Source organism: Arachidicoccus sp. BS20 (assembly GCF_001659705.1).
GTDB lineage: Bacteria > Bacteroidota > Bacteroidia > Chitinophagales > Chitinophagaceae > Arachidicoccus.
Genome location: NZ_CP015971.1, coordinates 2,009,063 through 2,027,045 on the forward strand (window position 1 = coordinate 2,009,063; position 17,983 = coordinate 2,027,045).

Here is a 17,983-nt window from a genome sequence, read left to right on the forward strand (position 1 = left end):
TATAACAAAAAGGAACGCGAAATGCGTTCTTTTTGTTTAGCTAAAAAATTCCAAATAGACCAACACAACCGCCGCCGCTGTCATTAATATTAATGTAATAAAGCCAAAAATATTTGACCGCTTGCTATTGGTAAATTCGCCCATTACTTTTTTGTTGTTGGCAATGTGCAGCACAATCGCAATCAAAACAGGCGCGGTAACTCCGTACAAAATAGCTGAATAAATTAACCCTTTCACGGGTGTGATGCCGATATAATTTAAAGACAGACCAAGCGCAAGCGACACGGCAATAACTATGTAAAAAGATTTTGCTTCATGAAATTTTTTATCCAAACCTTCCTGCCAGTCGAATGTTTCAGAAATAATGTAAGAAAGCGAGCCGCACAAAACAGGAATGCCCAACAATCCCGTTCCGATAATGCCGATGGCAAACAGCCAATACGCCGCGCTGCCCGCCAATGGTTTCAACGCTTCCGCCGCCTGCTCCACCGTGTCAATGCGATGAATGCCTGCATTAAATAAAACCGTACCCGCCGTGAGAATAATGAAGAACATGACGATATTGGAAAACAACATTCCCAAATCAACGTCGCGTTTCATCTCGTGAATGATTTTTTTATCCACGATGAGCTGCTTTTTATGCTTCATATCTTCAACTTCCATTGTCGCCTGCCAAAAAAATAAGTATGGCGAAATAGTAGTACCAAGAATTGCGACAAGTATGTTGATGAAATCTTTATTAAAGTTGAGATTCGGAACAAATGTATGCTTCAAAACAGCTGTCCAGTCCTGCTTACACAAAAATGGAACAACTAAATATACCAACAATACAACGCATAAATATTTGAGAACGGCTGCAATCTTTTGATAAGGCAGATAAATAATCAGCACCAATAAAACAATCGTAAACGCCATACAGAAATAAGACGATTGAACGGAAGGAAACAACAAATTACTTACAGCGCCCATGCCTGCAATGTCCGCGCCAATGTTCATCACAATAGCGGGAAAACTGAACAAAAGCATCAGATACAAAGCTGTTTTGGAATAATGTTTTTTGAGAATGCCCGTCAAGCCCTGTGAAGTAACCATGCCGATACGCGCGCACATTTCCTGAATGGAAGCCATCAACGGAAATGTAATCAACGCTGTCCACAAAGTGGATAATCCGTAAGCCGCACCGGCTTGCGAATATGTTGCAATGCCCGACGGGTCATCGTCGCTTGCCCCTGTAATTAAGCCGGGACCAAGCTGTTTCCAAAAACGGAAAAATTTAGCAGTGTGTTTTCCCTTTAGTCTAAAAAAACGCATAAAGTGCGAATAAATTACAACTAAGGTAAGCGATATAATGTATTGTCAGAAAAAGAAATATTAACATCTATATAAAATCGATCTTTTACACGCTCTAAAAATTCCGCTACGGACGAATTTTACATTCTGATATTACGTAACAGATAAATACTTTATCTTTACCGCCGTTTGTTTATATACAAAACATACATAATTTTGAACCACAACAGGATTTTAAAAATAAACGAATGAAATTTACTTTAGGTTTTAGCCCATGTCCTAATGACACATTTATCTTTGACGCATTAATTAATCACAAATTTGATACAGAAGGTCTTCATTTTGATGTGCATCTCGAAGATGTTCAAACGCTCAATAACTGGGCAAGAGAAGGCAAGCTGGATATTTCCAAAATCAGCTACGGCGTATTACCGTTATTAACGGAAAGCCATGTGGTGCTGGCAAGCGGCGGCGCTTTAGGTCAGGGCGTAGGACCATTGTTGATTAGTAATAAAGAAGTTTCCGAAGCAGAAATTAACGAAAGTGTGATTGCCATTCCGGGCGAAAACACTACCGCACATATGCTGTTTTCATTGGCTTATCCCAATGCAAAAAACAAAGTGTTCAAAGTGTTTAATGAAATTGAAGATTTTGTTTTGAGCAGAAAAGGTCTTGGTGTAATTATTCACGAAAACCGCTTCACTTATGCGGAAAAAGGTCTGACCAAAGTGGTTGACCTCGGCGATTATTGGGAAAAAACAACAGGCTCTCCTATTCCGCTTGGCGGTATTGTCGCAAAGAGAAATATTCCGTTGCCGATGATTAAAAAAATTGACAACGCCATTCGCAAAAGCGTGGAATATGCTTACGAAAATCATTACATCGATAATCTGCCCGATTATATCAAAGAACATTCACAGGAAATGAGCGAAGACGTAATGCGCCAGCATATTCAGTTGTATGTGAACAGTTTTAGTTTCAAACTGGGCAAGGCAGGGCGCGACGCCGTGCGCGAAATGCTGAAAGTATATCTGAACATCCACCCTGAAGCAAAGCTGAGCGAACTTGAAATTTTCGCAAGCAAGCTTTACTAAAAATCTTTTCCCATGCAAATCAGGGAAATTATTCGCGTACTGGAAAATATTGCGCCACCCGTTTATCAGGAAAATTATGACAACAGCGGCTTGCTTACAGGCAATGCCGACTGGGAATGCACAGGCGTTCTCTGTACGCTCGACACTTTGGAAGCGACCGTAAAAGAAGCAAAAGAAAAAAACTGCAATCTTATTGTTTCGCATCATCCCATTATTTTTTCAGGAATTAAAAAACTGAATGGAAAAAATTATGTGGAGAGAACCGTGATTGATGCGATTAAAAATGATATTGCTATTTACGCCATTCATACCAATCTGGATAATGTTCATCTTGGCGTAAATAAAAAAATTGCGGACAAACTCGGTCTCATAAATCAACAAATTCTTTCCCCGAAAAATAATTTACTCAGTAAATTAATCACTTACGTTCCGTCTGCAAATGCAGAAGCTGTAAGGCTTTCGCTATTTAATGCAGGCGCAGGGCACATTGGTAATTATGCTGAATGTTCTTTTTCTTCCGAAGGAAAAGGGACTTTTAAACCGGAAGAAAATACAAATCCTTTTATTGGCGAGCAAGGCAAAAGAGCAATAGTGGACGAAGAAAAAATTGAAGTAATTTTTCCAAATTATCTGCAACCTGTTTTAGTAGATGCATTAAAAAAATCACATCCTTACGAAGAACCCGCATTTGATATAATTTCGCTGAACAATGTGTATGAAAATATCGGAAGCGGCATTATCGGCGAACTTGCAGATGAAGAAACGGAAGAAGATTTTTTAAAAAAAATCAAAGCAACTTTTGGTACGCCAAGCATTCGTCATACACAATTACTGAATAAAAAAGTAAAGCGAGTGGCAGTTTGCGGCGGCGCGGGAAGTTTTCTCATCAAAAATGCCATTGGCACAAAAGCAGATTTTTACATCACTTCAGATGTGAAGTATCACGAGTTCTTTGATGCTGATAATCATTTGATTATCGCCGATATAGGGCATTGGGAAAGTGAGCAGTTTACCATAGAATTATTATTTGACATTTTGGTTGCAAAATTTCCTACCTTTGCGGTCTTAAAATCGGCATTGTGTACCAATCCGGTAAAGTATTTTTCGTAAAAAATCATTCAAAAAAATATGGCAATCGTAAAAGATTTCTCTGTTGAAGAAAAACTGGTTTCTCTGATTAAATTGCAAAAGCTCGATAGCAAGCTCGACCAAATTCAGATTCTGAAAGGCGAACTTCCGATGGAAGTGCGTGACTTGGAAGATGACCTTGCCGGACTGAACAGCCGCAAAAACCGCGTTGAAGAAGAAATCAACGGCATTTCCGATTACATCAATCAAAAGAAGGCTGCCATCAAAGAAGCTGAGGCCTTGGTTCAGAAATACGAAAAGCAAAGCGAGAATGTAAAAAACAACCGCGAGTTTGAAGCTATCAACAAAGAAATTGAAATGCAACAACTTGAAGGTAAATTAGCAGAAAAGCACATTCGCGATGCAAATGTTGAACTTGCCGAGAAAGTAAAGCAACTTGATGAAGTTAAAAAGAAAATCGACGATAAGAGCACTGTACTTGAAACCAAGCAAAAAGAATTAGGCAAAATCATCGCAGAAACAGAAAAAGAAGAAACTGCCGTTCAAAAAGAAATAGATAACGCACGTACAGATATTGACGAACGTCTTTTGTTTTCTTACGACCGCATCCGCAAAAATTATCGCAATGGCTTGGCCGTTGTTGCTGTGGAAAGAGACGCCTGCGGCGGCTGTTACAACGCGATTCCGCCACAAAAGCAAAGCGAAATCCGCCAGCGTAAAAAAATTATCGTTTGCGAAAACTGCGGACGTATTTTGACAGATGAAGAATTGGCTGAATCAGTTGAGATTAAATAAGAATAAATTATCGAAATAAAAAAATCCCGCGATTTAAGATCGCGGGATTTTTTTATTTCGACAGCCTATCGCTTAAAACAGCAGGCTTATTATTATCTCGCCACATTCACGGCGCGCTTTTCACGGATTACGGTTACTTTGATCTGTCCCGGATAAGTCATTTCCGTTTGAATTTTTTGGGCAATTTCAAAGCTCAGTTTTCCGCTTTCATCATCCGTAACTTTATCGGCTTCCACAATCACGCGCAGTTCGCGTCCTGCCTGAATTGCATATGCCTTTTCCACGCCTGTATAGCTTTGCGCCAGCGTTTCCAAATCTTTAATACGCTGAATATATTGCTGCATAATTTCGCGACGTGCACCCGGTCTTGCGCCGCTGATAGCATCGCAAGCCTGTACAATCGGGGAAATCACGTACAGCATTTCCATTTCATCGTGATGCGCGCCAATGGCGTTTACGACTGCGGGATTTTCGCCATATTTTTCGGCAAGTTTTGCGCCGAGCAAAGCGTGGCTCAATTCGGTTTCTTCGTCGGGCACTTTACCAATATCGTGCAGCAAACCGGCTCGTTTTGCCAACTTCGGATTCATACCAAGCTCCGCAGCCATAATGCCGCAAAGATTTGCTGTTTCTCGGCTGTGCATTAATAAGTTCTGTCCGTAAGACGAACGGAAACGCATCTTACCTACAATGCGCACGAGTTCTTTATGCAAACCGTGAATACCTAATTCGATAATTGTACGCTCGCCGATTTCCATTACTTGTTCTTCCAACTGGCGACGTGTTTTTTCCACCACTTCTTCAATACGCGCAGGATGAATACGACCGTCGGCAACCAGACGTTGCAGAGACAAACGTGCAACTTCACGGCGCAACGGGTCAAAGCTCGAAAGCACCACAGCTTCCGGCGTATCGTCCACAATCAAATCCACGCCTGTTGCAGCTTCGATGGCACGAATATTGCGACCTTCGCGACCAATAATTTGCCCTTTAATTTCGTCAGATTCGAGGTTGAAAACCGTAACTGTATTTTCAATCGTTTGTTCCGCAGCCGTGCGCTGGATGCTTTGAATAATGATTTTGCGCGCTTCTTTATTTGCCTTTTGTTTCGCATCTTCGATAATCTCCTGCTGCAAACTCAACGCTTGTGTTTTGGCTTCGCTTTTCAGGCTTTCGATTAATTGTTCTTTCGCTTCTTCTGAAGAAAGATTGGAAATTTTTTCCAAGCGACGAATGTGTTCTTCCTGATGCTTTTCCAGTTCCGTGCGCTTTTGGTTTACAACTTCAATCTGGCGGTTAAGGTTTTCTTTAATAACCAGATTTTCTTTCAGCTGCTTATCCAGATTGGCTTCTTTCTGGTTAATAGTATTTTCTTTTTGCTTTATTCTGTTTTCAATTTCGCCCACTTTTTTGTTGCGTTCCAGAACTTCTTTGTCGTGCTCGGCTTTTAGCTGAACAAATTTTTCTTTGGCTTCCAGTTGTTTTTCTTTCTTAATGGTTTCGGCTCTGAGTTCTGCATCTTTGATGATTGTTTGAGCCTGACTTTCTGCATCTTCAATTCGCTTTTTTGTATCTTTTGAGAAAATCAATCTGCCTACAACAATTCCAACAATAACGCCCACGACCGCGACAACTGCATCTATAATTCCTAAATTATCCATTTGTTATGTATCCTGTTTAATATATATTTAAAAAAAATGCCTTGCTACAAAGCGCAGCCAAGGCTTACTGCGGGCGAAGATAATGAATTTTGATAATGGAAAATGAAAAGTTGAAAATGAAATAGATGTACCACAAAGTTGCAAAGGCTTCACATAGCTATATGGAAATTTAATAATGTTTATAAAAAAATGGAAGACCTATCCCGTTATCACGAATTTATTTCGGCATCTCAAAAATAGTCGCCAAGAAATGCTGAAACGAGTTCAGCATGACGAGCCGGTGTGTTCATATTTGTTTTCATTTTCAATTACTAATTTTTCATTCTTCATTAAAATCATTCTGTCTTCAAACTCTTTACGGGATTGGCGCGTGCGGCTTTGATTGTTTGAATACGCACCGTGCCTATTGCAACAATTACAGCAACAATGCCCGCAACAGCAAACACCCACCATTCAATATTGATTCTGTAAGCATAATCCTGCAGCCATTTATGCATCAGCAGCCAACCAACAGGCGATGCAATGACAACTGCAAGTATCAACAGTTTCAAATATTCTATTGAGAATAATCTTGCAATAGATTGTACCGATGCACCCAATACTTTGCGAATGCCTATTTCCTTGGTTCGTTGTACAAGCGATTGCATTACCAAACCGAAAATACCTAATGTTGCAAGCAACATGCTCAGCACACTGAAGAACGAAAATATTTGCTGCAAACGGCTTTCAGCTTTGTATTGGTTGTTCAGCATATCGTCTATCCATTTCATATCGAGGAATTTTTCAGGATAAAATTTTCGCCACAATTTATTGATGCCTGTCATCACTTGATTTTCATATCCATGTTTTACTCTTATAAGCATACCGCCATAATTCAGTGATTTGTCTGCGAGAATAATGGTTGGCAATAAAGGTTTTCTTAAAGATTCGCCATTGAAGTCTTCCACAATTCCCACAGGCGTTGTAAGAGCGTGTTTTATAGGCGTATTAAGATTTTTTACCTGTAACAATTTTGCGGTGTAAGAAGTTAAGACAGATGATTGCGCACTTTCTGCCGCCACATATTTTGCGGAATCCAAATTCATCAATGAATCCTGACTCATCTTATCATCTGCATATGATGCATCAAATAATCGTCCGCTTTTTAAATGAAGCCCAAGTGTTTTTACAAGGTCAATATCGCCGTCGATATACCACACAGTCAATTTGTTACCCGCATGGTTCGGGTCGTCAATTTCCCTCGTCATATATCCTGCGCTTGGTATTGTCCACGAAGTAATGCTTGCGCTTTCAACTCCCTGCAAATTCAATAATTCATTTTTAAAAGATTGTCCTTTATTGTCCCACGATACAAAGCCAATGTTCAGTAAATTATTTTTATTAAATCCGATGTCTTTATGTTTCATAAACGAAACTTGTTGCCACACTACAATCAATGCAATTATTACCAAAATGGAAATAGAAAACTGCAACACAACCAGACTTTTCCGCACGAGCGTTTGAATAGAAAATTTTCCTGAAAATGATTTTCCTTTCAAAGCCGTTGTGGGTTTGAAGCCCGACATAATCCACGCGGGATAAAAACCAATCAATAAACTGAATAAAAGAATAACAGCATAAGCAATAACAAACAAATAAAAACGGGAGATAAGAGTTACTTCCAGATGATGCCCTAAAAACTTTTCCGTCAAAGGCAACGTCCACCAGTAAATGCCTGTTGCCAACACAGAACCAATGCTGAAATACATAACGGATTCAGTTAAAAACATTTGTACAACATGCCTGCGCTCCGCTCCTAATATTTTACGCACGCCGGTTTCTTTTAACCGCTTTACGGCTTTTGCCGTGCTGAGGTTTACGTAATTTACACAAGCAATTATAAGCAGCAACAATGCAACACCTGAAAAAATATAAATGTTTTGCACATCGCCTTTTACTTGTTGGTTCTCTGCAAAATCAGAATGCAGATAAACATTTTTCAACGGTTGAAACTCGAATTGATAAGGCGTTTTTGTTGTGACAAAACTTGCATACCATTTATTTACTTTCTCTGTAAATTTTGCAATATCAGTTCCTGGTTTTACCAAAATATAATTATTGGGTGTAAACGTTCCATACTGTTCTTTAACCAATTCTTCATTACGTGGTTTCTTTATGATAATGGCTTGTGTGCGAAACACGCTATTGGAAGGAATATCTTTGATAACGCCTGTAATCAGATAAGGATTGGACTTTTGAGAGAATGTAGGAACGCTGTAAATAATTTTTCCAACCGCATTTTCTTTCGGGAAATATTCGTTTTCAAAACTTTCGGTTATAACAATATTGCCTGTTCCCGCTACATAATTTCTCGGATTGCCCGCAAGTATTTTCAAATCGAGCATTCTCCATATCGAAGTATCGGCAGCCATGATAGAAATTTTTATGCCGTTCGGGTCGCTATTACTAAACTTAAATCTGTCATCATCATAATTGAACAATTCACTCACAGCCTTTACCTCAGGATAATCTGTTCTTAACTTGGTTGATAGCCCAGTAAAAGATGAAGTAAATTTGTCGTACAGACCATCGCCCATTTTATTTACCGTAACAATCCTATATAATTGATTACTGTTTTTCCACTGCCTGTCGTAGCTCAAATCGTCCAATACAACGGTTGCCACCAGCATACAAGCCGCCAGCCCGATGGTTAAACCAAAAATATTAATGAAAGAAAATACCCTGTCGCGCTGTAGGTTTTTCCAGGCAGTTTTGAGATAATGTAGCCACATGGTTTTTTAAATTTGATGATGGGATAATGTGCTAATTCAATAATTTGATATTCCTCTTAATCCAAAAAATCTATCCAAATCTCCGTTCAGACAAGCTTACTCCGTCTTCAAACTCTTTACCGGATTGGCTCTCGCTGCTTTAATTGCTTGAGTGCAAACGGTAGCCATCGCTATTATTATAGCTGTTAATGCCGCCGTTAAAACAATCCATACAGAAATATGTATGCGATAAGCAAAATTGTTCAGCCAACCGTTCATTGCCCAAATGGAAACAGGCAGTGCAATGACGATGGAAATCAAAACCAGTTTTATAAAATCTTTACTCAACAATTTTGTAATGCTGAAAACACTTGCGCCCAGCACTTTGCGAATACCGATTTCTTTGGTTCTTTGCTCCGCCGTAAATGCCGCCAAACCGAACAATCCGAGACAGGAAACAAAAATTGCCAGCACAGAAAACAGCATGGAAACTTTAGAGGTTGTTTGTTCCGAAGCGTACAAAGTAGCTAAATAATTGTCCAAAAATCTATAATCGAAAGCCGCATTGGGCGCGGCATTTTTAAACGCAGTTTGCAATTGCTGCATGGTTTGCGGTACGTTGCCTGTATTAAATTTTACAAGCATTTCATCAACCGATTCAGGTGCGTGCACACTTGTGTAATACAGGTAAGCGCCAATCGGTTTTCTCAAAGATTCAAAATTAAAATCGTCCACAACGCCGGTAATAACTACTTTTGTATGAAAGCCCATCGCACTTATTTCTTTACCGATTGCCTGCTGAGGCGTATAACCAAGATAATCAATCGCCTTTTTATTTAAAATTGTATAAACAGTCGTGTCTGTTTTAGCCAAATTTTCGGGCAGCGTAGTTCCCGCAATCAGTTTTAAACCAAGTGTATTAATAATGTGTGCATCTGTATGACAAGTTTGTATTTGCAAACCGTTTTTGTCGTCCGTCGATTTATATAAGGAACGTCCACTTGCGCCTTCTCCGGGAATAGCCTGTACAGCAGAAACATCCATTACACCGCTTATATTTTTAAAATTATTCTTTAATGCATCAAACTGTTGCTTATTCTCAATGCCGCTTAAACCGATAGAAACAACACCATTTGGTTGGAAACCTAAATTCTTTTTACCGATAAATTTCATCTGTTGGGAAACAATCATCACGGCAATTATCAATACAACGGAACACGTGAATTGCAAAACCACCAAGCCCTTTCGGAAAAATATATCAAACAGATTCTTGGATATTTTTTTCTTCATCAGAGTGAGCGGCGAGAAAGAAGATAATACCAACGCGGGATAGCTGCCGGCAACAAGCGTTACAACAAGCCAAAGCAACAACACGCCTGCAAGCATTTCCAAAGAATACAATCCGTCTAACATTAAATGCTTGCCGGTAACATAGTTGAACAAATAAATGCTGCCGAACGACAAAGCGTAACCAAGCAAAATGGCGAAGAATGCAATGAGCGCGGTTTCTACGTAAAAGCGTTTTATCATTTGCCCGCGCGATGCGCCGAATGTTTTGTTGATACCTACATCTTTCGCGCGCTTTTCGCTACGCGCCGTGGAAAGATTCATATAATTGATGCACGCAATAAACAAAATGAGAAAAGCCAGCAACGCGAGGTTTCTTACTTCTTTAATATCGCCGATGCGCGAACTGTAACTATCGGCAATACCTGCGGAATATAAATGAACATCTTTCAAAGGCTGCAAATACAAGCTAAACCAACGGTCGTCTTTCGATACGTTTTTATTTTCCAAAGCATTAAGTTTTGCATTTACGGCATGGATGTTTGCACCTTTGTTCAGCAAACAATAAGTCTCAAAACTTGCATTGCTCCACGAAACGGATTTGTACGCCCAGCTCGACAAAAAAGTCGCCATCATATCGCAATCAATCGTACTTGTGTAAGGCAAAGTTTTGTACACGCCCGTTACCAGCATTTGGTGCTTGTTGTCGATGGAAATGGTTTTACCGAGCGGGTTTTCGTTTCCAAATAGTCGCTGCGCTGCGGCTTGAGAAATGACAATCGTATTCGGTTGAGACAATGCCGTTGCGGGATTTCCATAAACAAACGGCACGTCAAAAATTTTAAAAATATCCGGGTCGCACCAGTACAAGCCTTTTTCTACGAAAGTATTCTGCTCTACTTTCAAAGATGCCGGGCTGCCAAAATTGTTTTTGAGCATACGCGCCGCATATTTTACTTCGGGAATTTCTTTTGTAACATTGGGTGCAACAGCGTTGGGAACCGCTGCCCATTTTTCACTTGAAGTCGTATAACCTCCCGCAATTGTTTGTAAATTGACACGGTAAATATCCTGCTTGTTTTTGTACATATTGTCGAAACTCAGTTCTTCCATTACGAACAAAAACAAAGGAATACATACGGCAATGCCGATTGCCAAGCCAAAAATATTGAGCGCACTGAAAAGCCTGTTGGCTTTGATATTGCGCCATGCCGTTTTTAAATAATGTAGCCACATAGTGTCGAATTTGTATAGTTTGAAAAAAATACCCCCTGAAAAATATCACACGATATGCCAATTTTTCAACTAAATGATAATCAATTACTTAACATTTTACCAAAAACAAAAGTGTATCAAAACCGAACACCTACTGTCCGATTTTGATACACTTTTTTAAAAAAATTAAACACTTTTTTATTCGTACCGCAAGGCTTCGATAGGATTCAGTTTCGATGCTTTTACCGCAGGATAAATGCCTGCCAGCAAACCCGTAGCGGCACACGCAATAACACCGCCAAGCACCCATGCCCAGGGAACTACAAAGCCGGTCTTTAACAGCATCGCGAACAGATTGCCGACCAAAATGCCCAACAAAATACCAAATGCTGCACCAAGCAAACTGATAATGGTAGATTCAAATAAAAACTGCTGACGAATATTTTTCTTCTTCCCGCCAATAGCTTTTACCAAACCAATTTCTTTGGTGCGCTCGCTTACCGACACCAGCATAATATTCATCAAACCAATTGCAGCACCAAGCAATGTAATAGCGCCAATTGCAATAGAACCCCATTCGATATATTTCAGATTGTTCAGCAATTTCTCAATAAATTCATCACTTTTATTAACTACAAAATTATCATCTTCCATCGGCTGCAACTTCCGCACGGCACGAAAAATGCCAGTGGCTTCACTCACAGCATTTGAAACCTGCTGTACATTGTTTGTGGCAATACCGAGTGAAAAAGAATTTGCCGAACTTAATCCCATACGGCGGATATTGTTGTAAGAAGTAAGCACAAAATTGTCCTGGCTGCCACCCGAACCTGAACCCTTCGCCGCAAGTACACCAATGACACGATAAGGCAATGTGCCCAGCAAAATCATTTTATCAACCGCACGAGATACATTATCGCCAAAAAGTTTTGCGGCTACATCATTTCCCAGTACACACACATTTCTGCCGGACTGCACATCGCTCAATGAAAGATTCCGTCCACTCTGAACCCTAAAGCCATTAACTAAAATATAATTTTCATCGCCGCCGCTTAGAGAAATATTGGGATTGGTCTTGATATTTTTATAATGAATTTCCACGCTTCCGGTTACAGCCAATGCAATACTCACACTTGCTGGAAATTTGTATATCCGTTTAAATGCTTCCGCTTCGGTCAGACTGATGGGTTTATCCAAATCTGATTTTTTGTGCAGCTTGCCCGTTTTTACGCGCACGCTGTTGCCGAAACGTTGCTGGTCTTTAAAAGTAATGGTAAACCCGTTTGCGCCCATACCCGAAAATGTCGAACGCATTTTTTCCTTCATTGCCGTAGTAGATGTAACGATACCGATAAGCGCCATAATGCCGAGTGCAATAATGGTTACAGTAATACCTGTGCGCAACTTATTGCTTCGCACGGTGCGGAAAGCCAATGAAAATGAATCGGAAATATCCATGAAATAAAGGTAAGCAGCGAAAACCGTGCGCGAAAATTTTTGTGATGAACGGCGAGGTTTCACACAGAGATCAGAGTAAATGGGACACAGAGAAATTTGCTACCGGTTGTAAAACGCTACTCTATGACTTAATTTCTTTATTCTCTGTGTGAAATGTTCAAATAAACCCTTGCTGTTCAAAGTAAAAAAGAATATGGTCTTTCAGAAAATTTTCCTGCTCGGCGAGCGACAGCGTTTTATGCTCTTTCAGTTGTTTAAAATGCGGAAAACCGTCTTCGTCTGTTTTTTCCAATTCATAATATCCGCTTGGGGTTAATACCGTGCAAACGGCTACGTGCATCAAGTCCTGCTTTTGTTCTTTGGTAATCTTTGGTTGCACAAAACCGGTTTCCTGCATTCCTATCAGAAATAAAATTGCTTCCATATCCGGCTTCTTGCCAAACTTTTCTGCGAGCTTCGCTTCCAGATTCCACCAGCGCTGCGTCAAATCGTCGTTGATATTCATTTTGCAAAAGTAAGAAAGAAGTTCATTGCTTATCGTTATGTCAAACTATGACCTATTCGCTATGAACCATGAACCGATTTAACTATCTTTGCGCCAAAATTTCTCGATGTTACAAGTAAGTATTTTGAGGCAAAACCCCGATTGGGTAAAAGAAAGATTGCAGGTAAAAAATTTCACTCGTCTTGATTTAGTGGACGAAATTATTGCTTTGGATGATGAAAGAAAAAAACTGCAAACGGAGTTTGATAATCTTCAGTCGAAAATAAATTCAGCATCAAAAAGCATCGGCGCATTCATGGCGCAAGGCAAAAAAGAAGAAGCGGAAAATCTGAAAAATGAAGTCGCGTTTTTAAAGCCAACGCTCGAACCTTTGAAAGCACAAGCTGCGGAAACGGAAGAAAAATTGCACAATGCTTTGGTGCAATTGCCCAATTTGCCTAACAAATTAGTTCCTCTCGGGAAATCTGCGGAAGACAACGAAATTGTGCGTGAAGGCGGCACAAAACCAACGTTGAATGAAAATGCTTTGCCCCATTGGGATTTGATAAAGAAATATGATTTGATTGATTTTGAAACAGGTGCAAAAATCACGGGAAGCGGCTTTCCTTTGTATAAAGGTAAAGGTGCAAAGCTGCAACGTTCGCTTGTTCAGTATTTCCTGAACTTCAATGTTGATGCGGGTTACACGGAATATATTCCGCCGTTTATGGTCAATGAAAGTTCGGCGTACGCAACAGGACAATTGCCCGACAAAGAAGGTCAAATGTACCACGCAACGGAAGATAATTTTTATCTCATTCCGACTGCGGAAGTGCCTGTAACCAATATTTACCGCGACGAAATTTTGAAAGAAATCGATTTACCTTTGAAGCTCACGGCACATTCGCCATGCTTCCGCCGCGAAGCGGGAAGCTTTGGAAAGGATGTGCGCGGATTGAATCGTGTGCATCAGTTTGAAAAAGTGGAAATTATCCAGATTGTTCATCCCGATAAAAGTGAAGAAACATTGAACGAAATGGTTGCGCACGTCGAAAAACTGATTCAATCGTTGGAACTGCCTTACCGAATTTTGCGTTTGTGCGGTGGCGACATGAGCTTTACCAGCGCCATTACTTACGACTTTGAAGTCTTTAGCGCAGCGCAACAGCGTTGGCTCGAAGTAAGCAGCGTGAGCAACTTTGAAAACTTTCAGGCAAACCGTTTAAAGTGTCGTTTTAAAAATTCGGAAGGCAAAACGCAATTGGTGCATACATTAAACGGAAGCTCATTGGCTTTGCCGAGAATTGTCGCGGCTTTGCTGGAAAACAATCAAACGGAAAATAGCATTAATTTACCGAAAGTATTGCATGGATATTTCGGTGCAGAGAAAATTTAATTTACCATTCAGCCCACGATTTAAATCGTGGGCTTTTTAATTTACCTTTGCCTCGCAAATTTTATTTATGACCATACACAAAGAAGGAACGACATCTATCGTAATTGCAGCAATTATTGTAGCAGTTGCAAGTCTTACGGCAAATTATTTTCTGATGCCGGCATTCGGTTACATTTATCTCGCGATTCTTTTTATACTTATCGTTTTATTTTTGTTCATCGTTTCATTTTTCCGTATTCCGAACAGGCATTTTTCCGAAGGGGAAAATAAAATTATCGCGCCGGCAGATGGAAAGGTTGTGGTCATTGAAGAGATGGTTGATGATGAATATTTTAAAGGGAAAAGATTGCAAATGAGCATTTTTATGAGTCCGGCAAATGTGCATGTGAACCGATATCCTGTTAGCGGTAAAATCGTGTACAATCAATATCACAAAGGAAAATATTTAGTTGCATGGCATCCGAAATCTTCAACGGATAACGAGCGTCAAAGCATTGTGATTGATAAAAAAAGCAAAGGCGAAATTCTGGTAAAACAAATTGCAGGCGCGCTCGCAAAACGTATTTGCAACTATGCAAAAGTGGGCGAAGAAGCAAAACAAAACGATGAATTGGGCTTTATAAAATTCGGCAGCCGCGTGGATGTATTGTTGCCAATTGGCATAGAAATAAAAGTGCAACTCAATCAAAAAGTACAAGGCGGCGTAACCGTTTTGGCAACCTGGTAAAACAAATATTTAACCACATAGAAAGATAGAATTTAAGCGAAGTATTAAGAATTGATATTTTTAGACACACAGAAATTCATAGTATTCTCATCTTTGATGAAAATCTATTGTACAGCTTTAACTTTCGCAGCATTCATCTATGCAAAAGCTATGTTTCTATGTGGTTACAATTATTCAAATTAAATTAAGATGAACCCGAAACAAATTGCAGGCGAAAAAGCCGCATCGTACATTAAAGACGGAATGAACGTAGGACTCGGAACAGGTTCGACATCATTTTTCGCGATACAAAAAATAGGCGACCGCGTAAAGAACGAAGGGCTGAAACTCAAGTGTATCGCCACTTCCAACGAGTCGGAAAAATTAGCACGCGAATTAAACATTCCGATTTACGGTTTTGATGAAATCAAAGAACTTGACATTACCATTGACGGCGCCGACGAAGTGGACAAAGATTTTAATCTTATCAAAGGTGGCGGCGGCGCGCTGTTGCGGGAAAAAATTATCGCATACATTACCAAACACTACATCATCATTGTAGATGAATCGAAGGTTGCGGAAACACTTGGAAAATTTCATTTGCCTGTTGAAGTAGTACAGTTCGGTTGGCAAAGAACGTTTGACCATTTGCAAAATTTAGGATGCGTTCCAACATTACGTCAAAAAAATAATCAACCATTTATTACCGACAACGGCAACTATATTCTCGACTGCGATTTTAAAAAAATAGAAAATCCGAAATCGCTGGAAGCCGCTATTCATGAGATTCCGGGCGTGGTGGAAATCGGTTTGTTTATCGATAGAACGAATACTTTAATCGTCGGGCATAGCGACGGCGAAGTTGAAATTTTTGAAAAAACTAAATAGTTCTGCTAGGAACTATTCTCTATGAACTATTAACTATAAACTTAATGGCAAAGGCTTTTATTTTCGACATGAACGGAACGATGATTGATGATATGCAATATCACACCATCGCGTGGCACAAAGTGCTGAACAATCTGAATGCAAATCTTTCTCTCGAAGAAACCAAATTGCAGATGTACGGCAAGGGCGAAGAAATGTTCGACCGCGTTTTCGGTAAAGGAAAATTTACCGATAATGAAATGCAGGAAATGATTATGCAGAAAGAACTCGCGTATCAGGATGAATTTCGTCCGCATTTAAAATTGATAAAAGGTTTGCATGAATTTTTACAAAAAGCACAAGAAAAAAATATCGGTTTGGCAATCGGCACAGCTGCTCCGAAAACCAATGTGGACTATGTATTGGACGGCTTGCAATTACACGAAATATTCAGTGCAGTAGTAGGTGCGGAAGATGTAACTACCAGTAAACCCGACCCTGAAGTTTTTCTGAAATGCGCTTCGTTGCTAAATGTTTTTCCCGAAGATGCGATTGTATTTGAAGATTCTCCCAAAGGCATAGAAGCTGCACGCAACGGAGGTTTCAAAGCAATTGCGATTACAAGTTTTCATGCGAAAGAAGACTTTGACAAATTTGATAATGTGCTTTTTGTGATTGATGATTATGAGGATGAAAGGTTGAAGGAGTTGTTTTAAACAATTCTTTTTACTTCCGTAAAATCTTCATTCAACAACACAACGCCGCAGGTTTTTCCATCTTCAAAACTTCCGAACAAATTGCTGAAACCCAATGCTTGCGAGCCGTTCAGCGTTGCCCATTGCAAGAGTTCTTCTTTGGGAAGATGCGGAAAGTATTTTTGAATAGATTGTATTTCAGATAAAATATTTAACTCGTGATTGCTTGCAAGACTGTCTGTTCCCAAAGCAATTGTACAGTTATGTTTTCTTAATAAATCAATGTTCGGCAACTGATTTTCGATATACAAATTTGCATTCGGACAAAGAATCCAGAAGAGTTGTTGCCCGTTTTCTTTCGCTAAATTTTCGGCAAACAAAATATCTTCTTCCGAAGTTTGTGTATTGTGAATTAAGAGAATTTGTTTCGGCAAATTCAGCTTCGGCAAATACGTTTGCAAACTGCTTTTTCCCGAAGGCTGAAAGAAATCAATATTCGTATTTATCAATTGATAAAAATCTTGAAACTTGCTTTCGCCGGTTTTAAAAAATGTATTTTCTTCTTTTGTTTCCTGATTATGGATGGAAATGATTTTGCCTTCTGAATGTTGATTAATGAGCGCAAACATTTCGTCCGAAACAGAATACGGCGCGTGCGGAACGATTGATGTGTCGGGCATTTCAGCAAAAAAAGGTTCATATACATTTTGCACAATTCCGTCAAATCTGCTTTGTGCGAATTGCGGTACAAAACCCAACACTTCTACAAAATTTCTGTATAGAATTTTACTTTTTCGTTTCTGAACTAAAGTATCCGTTGTGTTACAAATATCGCCGACGGCAACAATTCCGTTGTTGTACATTTCTTGTTCAGCAACATCAATCGCGTGTAGAATTTCTTCTTTATCAAAATTGCGCAAGCGAATAACTTTTGAAACAAAATCTACCAAGCCCGTGTCTTCTTCGATTTGATTTTTCAAATGGCTCAACTCAAGATGACAATGCGCATTAATAAATCCGGGCGACAATATTCCTTTATAAATTTCAACATCATCTTCATTATTGTCTTCTGAAATGCCTGCTACGACTGCATTTTCATCAATCAACAAAATTTTATTTGTCAGAAAATTTCTTCCGTCAAAAATTTTATCGGCTTTTAATTTTCGTATGCTCATAGTTAAATTTAAAAATAAAAG

14 protein-coding genes are annotated in these 17,983 nt (G+C 39.5%); 7 read left to right on the forward strand and 7 right to left on the reverse strand.

The features are described from left to right. Window positions 1-36: 36 nt before the first annotated feature. On the reverse strand, window positions 37-1,311 hold the full coding sequence (locus A9P82_RS09085) for an NRAMP family divalent metal transporter (protein ID WP_066207011.1): 1,275 nt from the start codon (window positions 1,309-1,311) through the stop codon (window positions 37-39). Window positions 1,312-1,538: 227 nt separating this feature from the next. Here A9P82_RS09085 and A9P82_RS09090 point away from each other — a divergent pair, with 227 nt between their 5' ends. From A9P82_RS09090 to A9P82_RS09100, 3 genes are read left to right on the forward strand one after another with little or no spacing between them, the layout of a single operon-like run. After that, entirely contained in the window at window positions 1,539-2,384 is an 846-nt protein-coding gene (locus A9P82_RS09090; protein WP_066207016.1) for a 1,4-dihydroxy-6-naphthoate synthase, read from the forward strand. Between the two features lie 12 nt (window positions 2,385-2,396). Beyond that, window positions 2,397-3,494: a Nif3-like dinuclear metal center hexameric protein gene (locus tag A9P82_RS09095; protein WP_066207018.1), complete on the forward strand. Its 1,098-nt coding sequence runs from the start codon at window positions 2,397-2,399 to the stop codon at window positions 3,492-3,494. Between the two features lie 18 nt (window positions 3,495-3,512). Beyond that, window positions 3,513-4,268 (forward strand): zinc ribbon domain-containing protein, encoded by a 756-nt coding sequence (locus A9P82_RS09100; RefSeq protein WP_066207020.1) that lies wholly within the window; start codon window positions 3,513-3,515, stop codon window positions 4,266-4,268. A gap of 92 nt (window positions 4,269-4,360) precedes the next feature. On the opposite strand, the gene rny is transcribed toward A9P82_RS09100, so the two are convergent. From rny to A9P82_RS09125, 5 genes are all read right to left on the reverse strand, one after another. Further along, window positions 4,361-5,929, reverse strand: a complete 1,569-nt coding sequence (rny, locus tag A9P82_RS09105) for a ribonuclease Y (protein WP_066207022.1) — start codon at window positions 5,927-5,929, stop codon at window positions 4,361-4,363. A 335-nt stretch (window positions 5,930-6,264) separates the two neighbouring features. After that, the gene (locus A9P82_RS09110) at window positions 6,265-8,700 is read right to left on the reverse strand and encodes an ABC transporter permease (protein ID WP_066207025.1); all 2,436 of its coding nucleotides are present in this window, start codon (window positions 8,698-8,700) and stop codon (window positions 6,265-6,267) included. A 96-nt stretch (window positions 8,701-8,796) separates the two neighbouring features. Further along, complete coding sequence (locus tag A9P82_RS09115) at window positions 8,797-11,202, reverse strand: ABC transporter permease (protein WP_066207031.1); 2,406 nt, start codon at window positions 11,200-11,202, stop codon at window positions 8,797-8,799. 177 nt (window positions 11,203-11,379) lie between these two features. Next, window positions 11,380-12,639: an ABC transporter permease gene (locus A9P82_RS09120; RefSeq protein ID WP_066207034.1), complete on the reverse strand. Its 1,260-nt coding sequence runs from the start codon at window positions 12,637-12,639 to the stop codon at window positions 11,380-11,382. A gap of 157 nt (window positions 12,640-12,796) precedes the next feature. Continuing rightward, complete coding sequence (locus tag A9P82_RS09125) at window positions 12,797-13,144, reverse strand: hypothetical protein (protein WP_066207037.1); 348 nt, start codon at window positions 13,142-13,144, stop codon at window positions 12,797-12,799. Between the two features lie 106 nt (window positions 13,145-13,250). On the opposite strand from A9P82_RS09125, the gene serS reads away from it, so the two are divergent. The 4 genes from serS to A9P82_RS09145 all read left to right on the forward strand — a co-directional run bounded on the left by serS (window position 13,251) and on the right by A9P82_RS09145 (window position 16,808). Continuing rightward, the gene (gene serS, locus A9P82_RS09130; protein ID WP_066207040.1) at window positions 13,251-14,519 is read left to right on the forward strand and encodes a serine--tRNA ligase; all 1,269 of its coding nucleotides are present in this window, start codon (window positions 13,251-13,253) and stop codon (window positions 14,517-14,519) included. Window positions 14,520-14,586: 67 nt separating this feature from the next. Further along, window positions 14,587-15,246 (forward strand): phosphatidylserine decarboxylase family protein, encoded by a 660-nt coding sequence (locus tag A9P82_RS09135; protein ID WP_066207043.1) that lies wholly within the window; start codon window positions 14,587-14,589, stop codon window positions 15,244-15,246. A 189-nt stretch (window positions 15,247-15,435) separates the two neighbouring features. Beyond that, entirely contained in the window at window positions 15,436-16,113 is a 678-nt protein-coding gene (rpiA, locus tag A9P82_RS09140) for a ribose 5-phosphate isomerase A (RefSeq protein ID WP_066207047.1), read from the forward strand. A 44-nt stretch (window positions 16,114-16,157) separates the two neighbouring features. Then, complete coding sequence (locus A9P82_RS09145; RefSeq protein WP_066207050.1) at window positions 16,158-16,808, forward strand: HAD family hydrolase; 651 nt, start codon at window positions 16,158-16,160, stop codon at window positions 16,806-16,808. Here A9P82_RS09145 and A9P82_RS09150 read toward each other — a convergent pair. After that, the gene (locus A9P82_RS09150; RefSeq protein WP_066207053.1) at window positions 16,805-17,962 is read right to left on the reverse strand and encodes an amidohydrolase family protein; all 1,158 of its coding nucleotides are present in this window, start codon (window positions 17,960-17,962) and stop codon (window positions 16,805-16,807) included. The genes A9P82_RS09145 and A9P82_RS09150 overlap by 4 nt on opposite strands. Window positions 17,963-17,983 lie beyond the last annotated feature (21 nt).

Coding starts and splice junctions, on each gene's coding strand:
- A9P82_RS09135 (WP_066207043.1), top strand. CDS start 14,587: ATGACCATACACAAAGAAGGAACGACATCTATCGTAATTGCAGCAATT.
- A9P82_RS09150 (WP_066207053.1), bottom strand. CDS start 17,962: ATGAGCATACGAAAATTAAAAGCCGATAAAATTTTTGACGGAAGAAAT.
- A9P82_RS09145 (WP_066207050.1), top strand. CDS start 16,158: ATGGCAAAGGCTTTTATTTTCGACATGAACGGAACGATGATTGATGAT.
- rny (WP_066207022.1), bottom strand. CDS start 5,929: ATGGATAATTTAGGAATTATAGATGCAGTTGTCGCGGTCGTGGGCGTT.
- A9P82_RS09085 (WP_066207011.1), bottom strand. CDS start 1,311: ATGCGTTTTTTTAGACTAAAGGGAAAACACACTGCTAAATTTTTCCGT.
- A9P82_RS09110 (WP_066207025.1), bottom strand. CDS start 8,700: ATGTGGCTACATTATCTCAAAACTGCCTGGAAAAACCTACAGCGCGAC.
- A9P82_RS09120 (WP_066207034.1), bottom strand. CDS start 12,639: ATGGATATTTCCGATTCATTTTCATTGGCTTTCCGCACCGTGCGAAGC.
- rpiA (WP_066207047.1), top strand. CDS start 15,436: ATGAACCCGAAACAAATTGCAGGCGAAAAAGCCGCATCGTACATTAAA.
- A9P82_RS09090 (WP_066207016.1), top strand. CDS start 1,539: ATGAAATTTACTTTAGGTTTTAGCCCATGTCCTAATGACACATTTATC.
- A9P82_RS09125 (WP_066207037.1), bottom strand. CDS start 13,144: ATGAATATCAACGACGATTTGACGCAGCGCTGGTGGAATCTGGAAGCG.
- serS (WP_066207040.1), top strand. CDS start 13,251: ATGTTACAAGTAAGTATTTTGAGGCAAAACCCCGATTGGGTAAAAGAA.
- A9P82_RS09115 (WP_066207031.1), bottom strand. CDS start 11,202: ATGTGGCTACATTATTTAAAAACGGCATGGCGCAATATCAAAGCCAAC.
- A9P82_RS09095 (WP_066207018.1), top strand. CDS start 2,397: ATGCAAATCAGGGAAATTATTCGCGTACTGGAAAATATTGCGCCACCC.
- A9P82_RS09100 (WP_066207020.1), top strand. CDS start 3,513: ATGGCAATCGTAAAAGATTTCTCTGTTGAAGAAAAACTGGTTTCTCTG.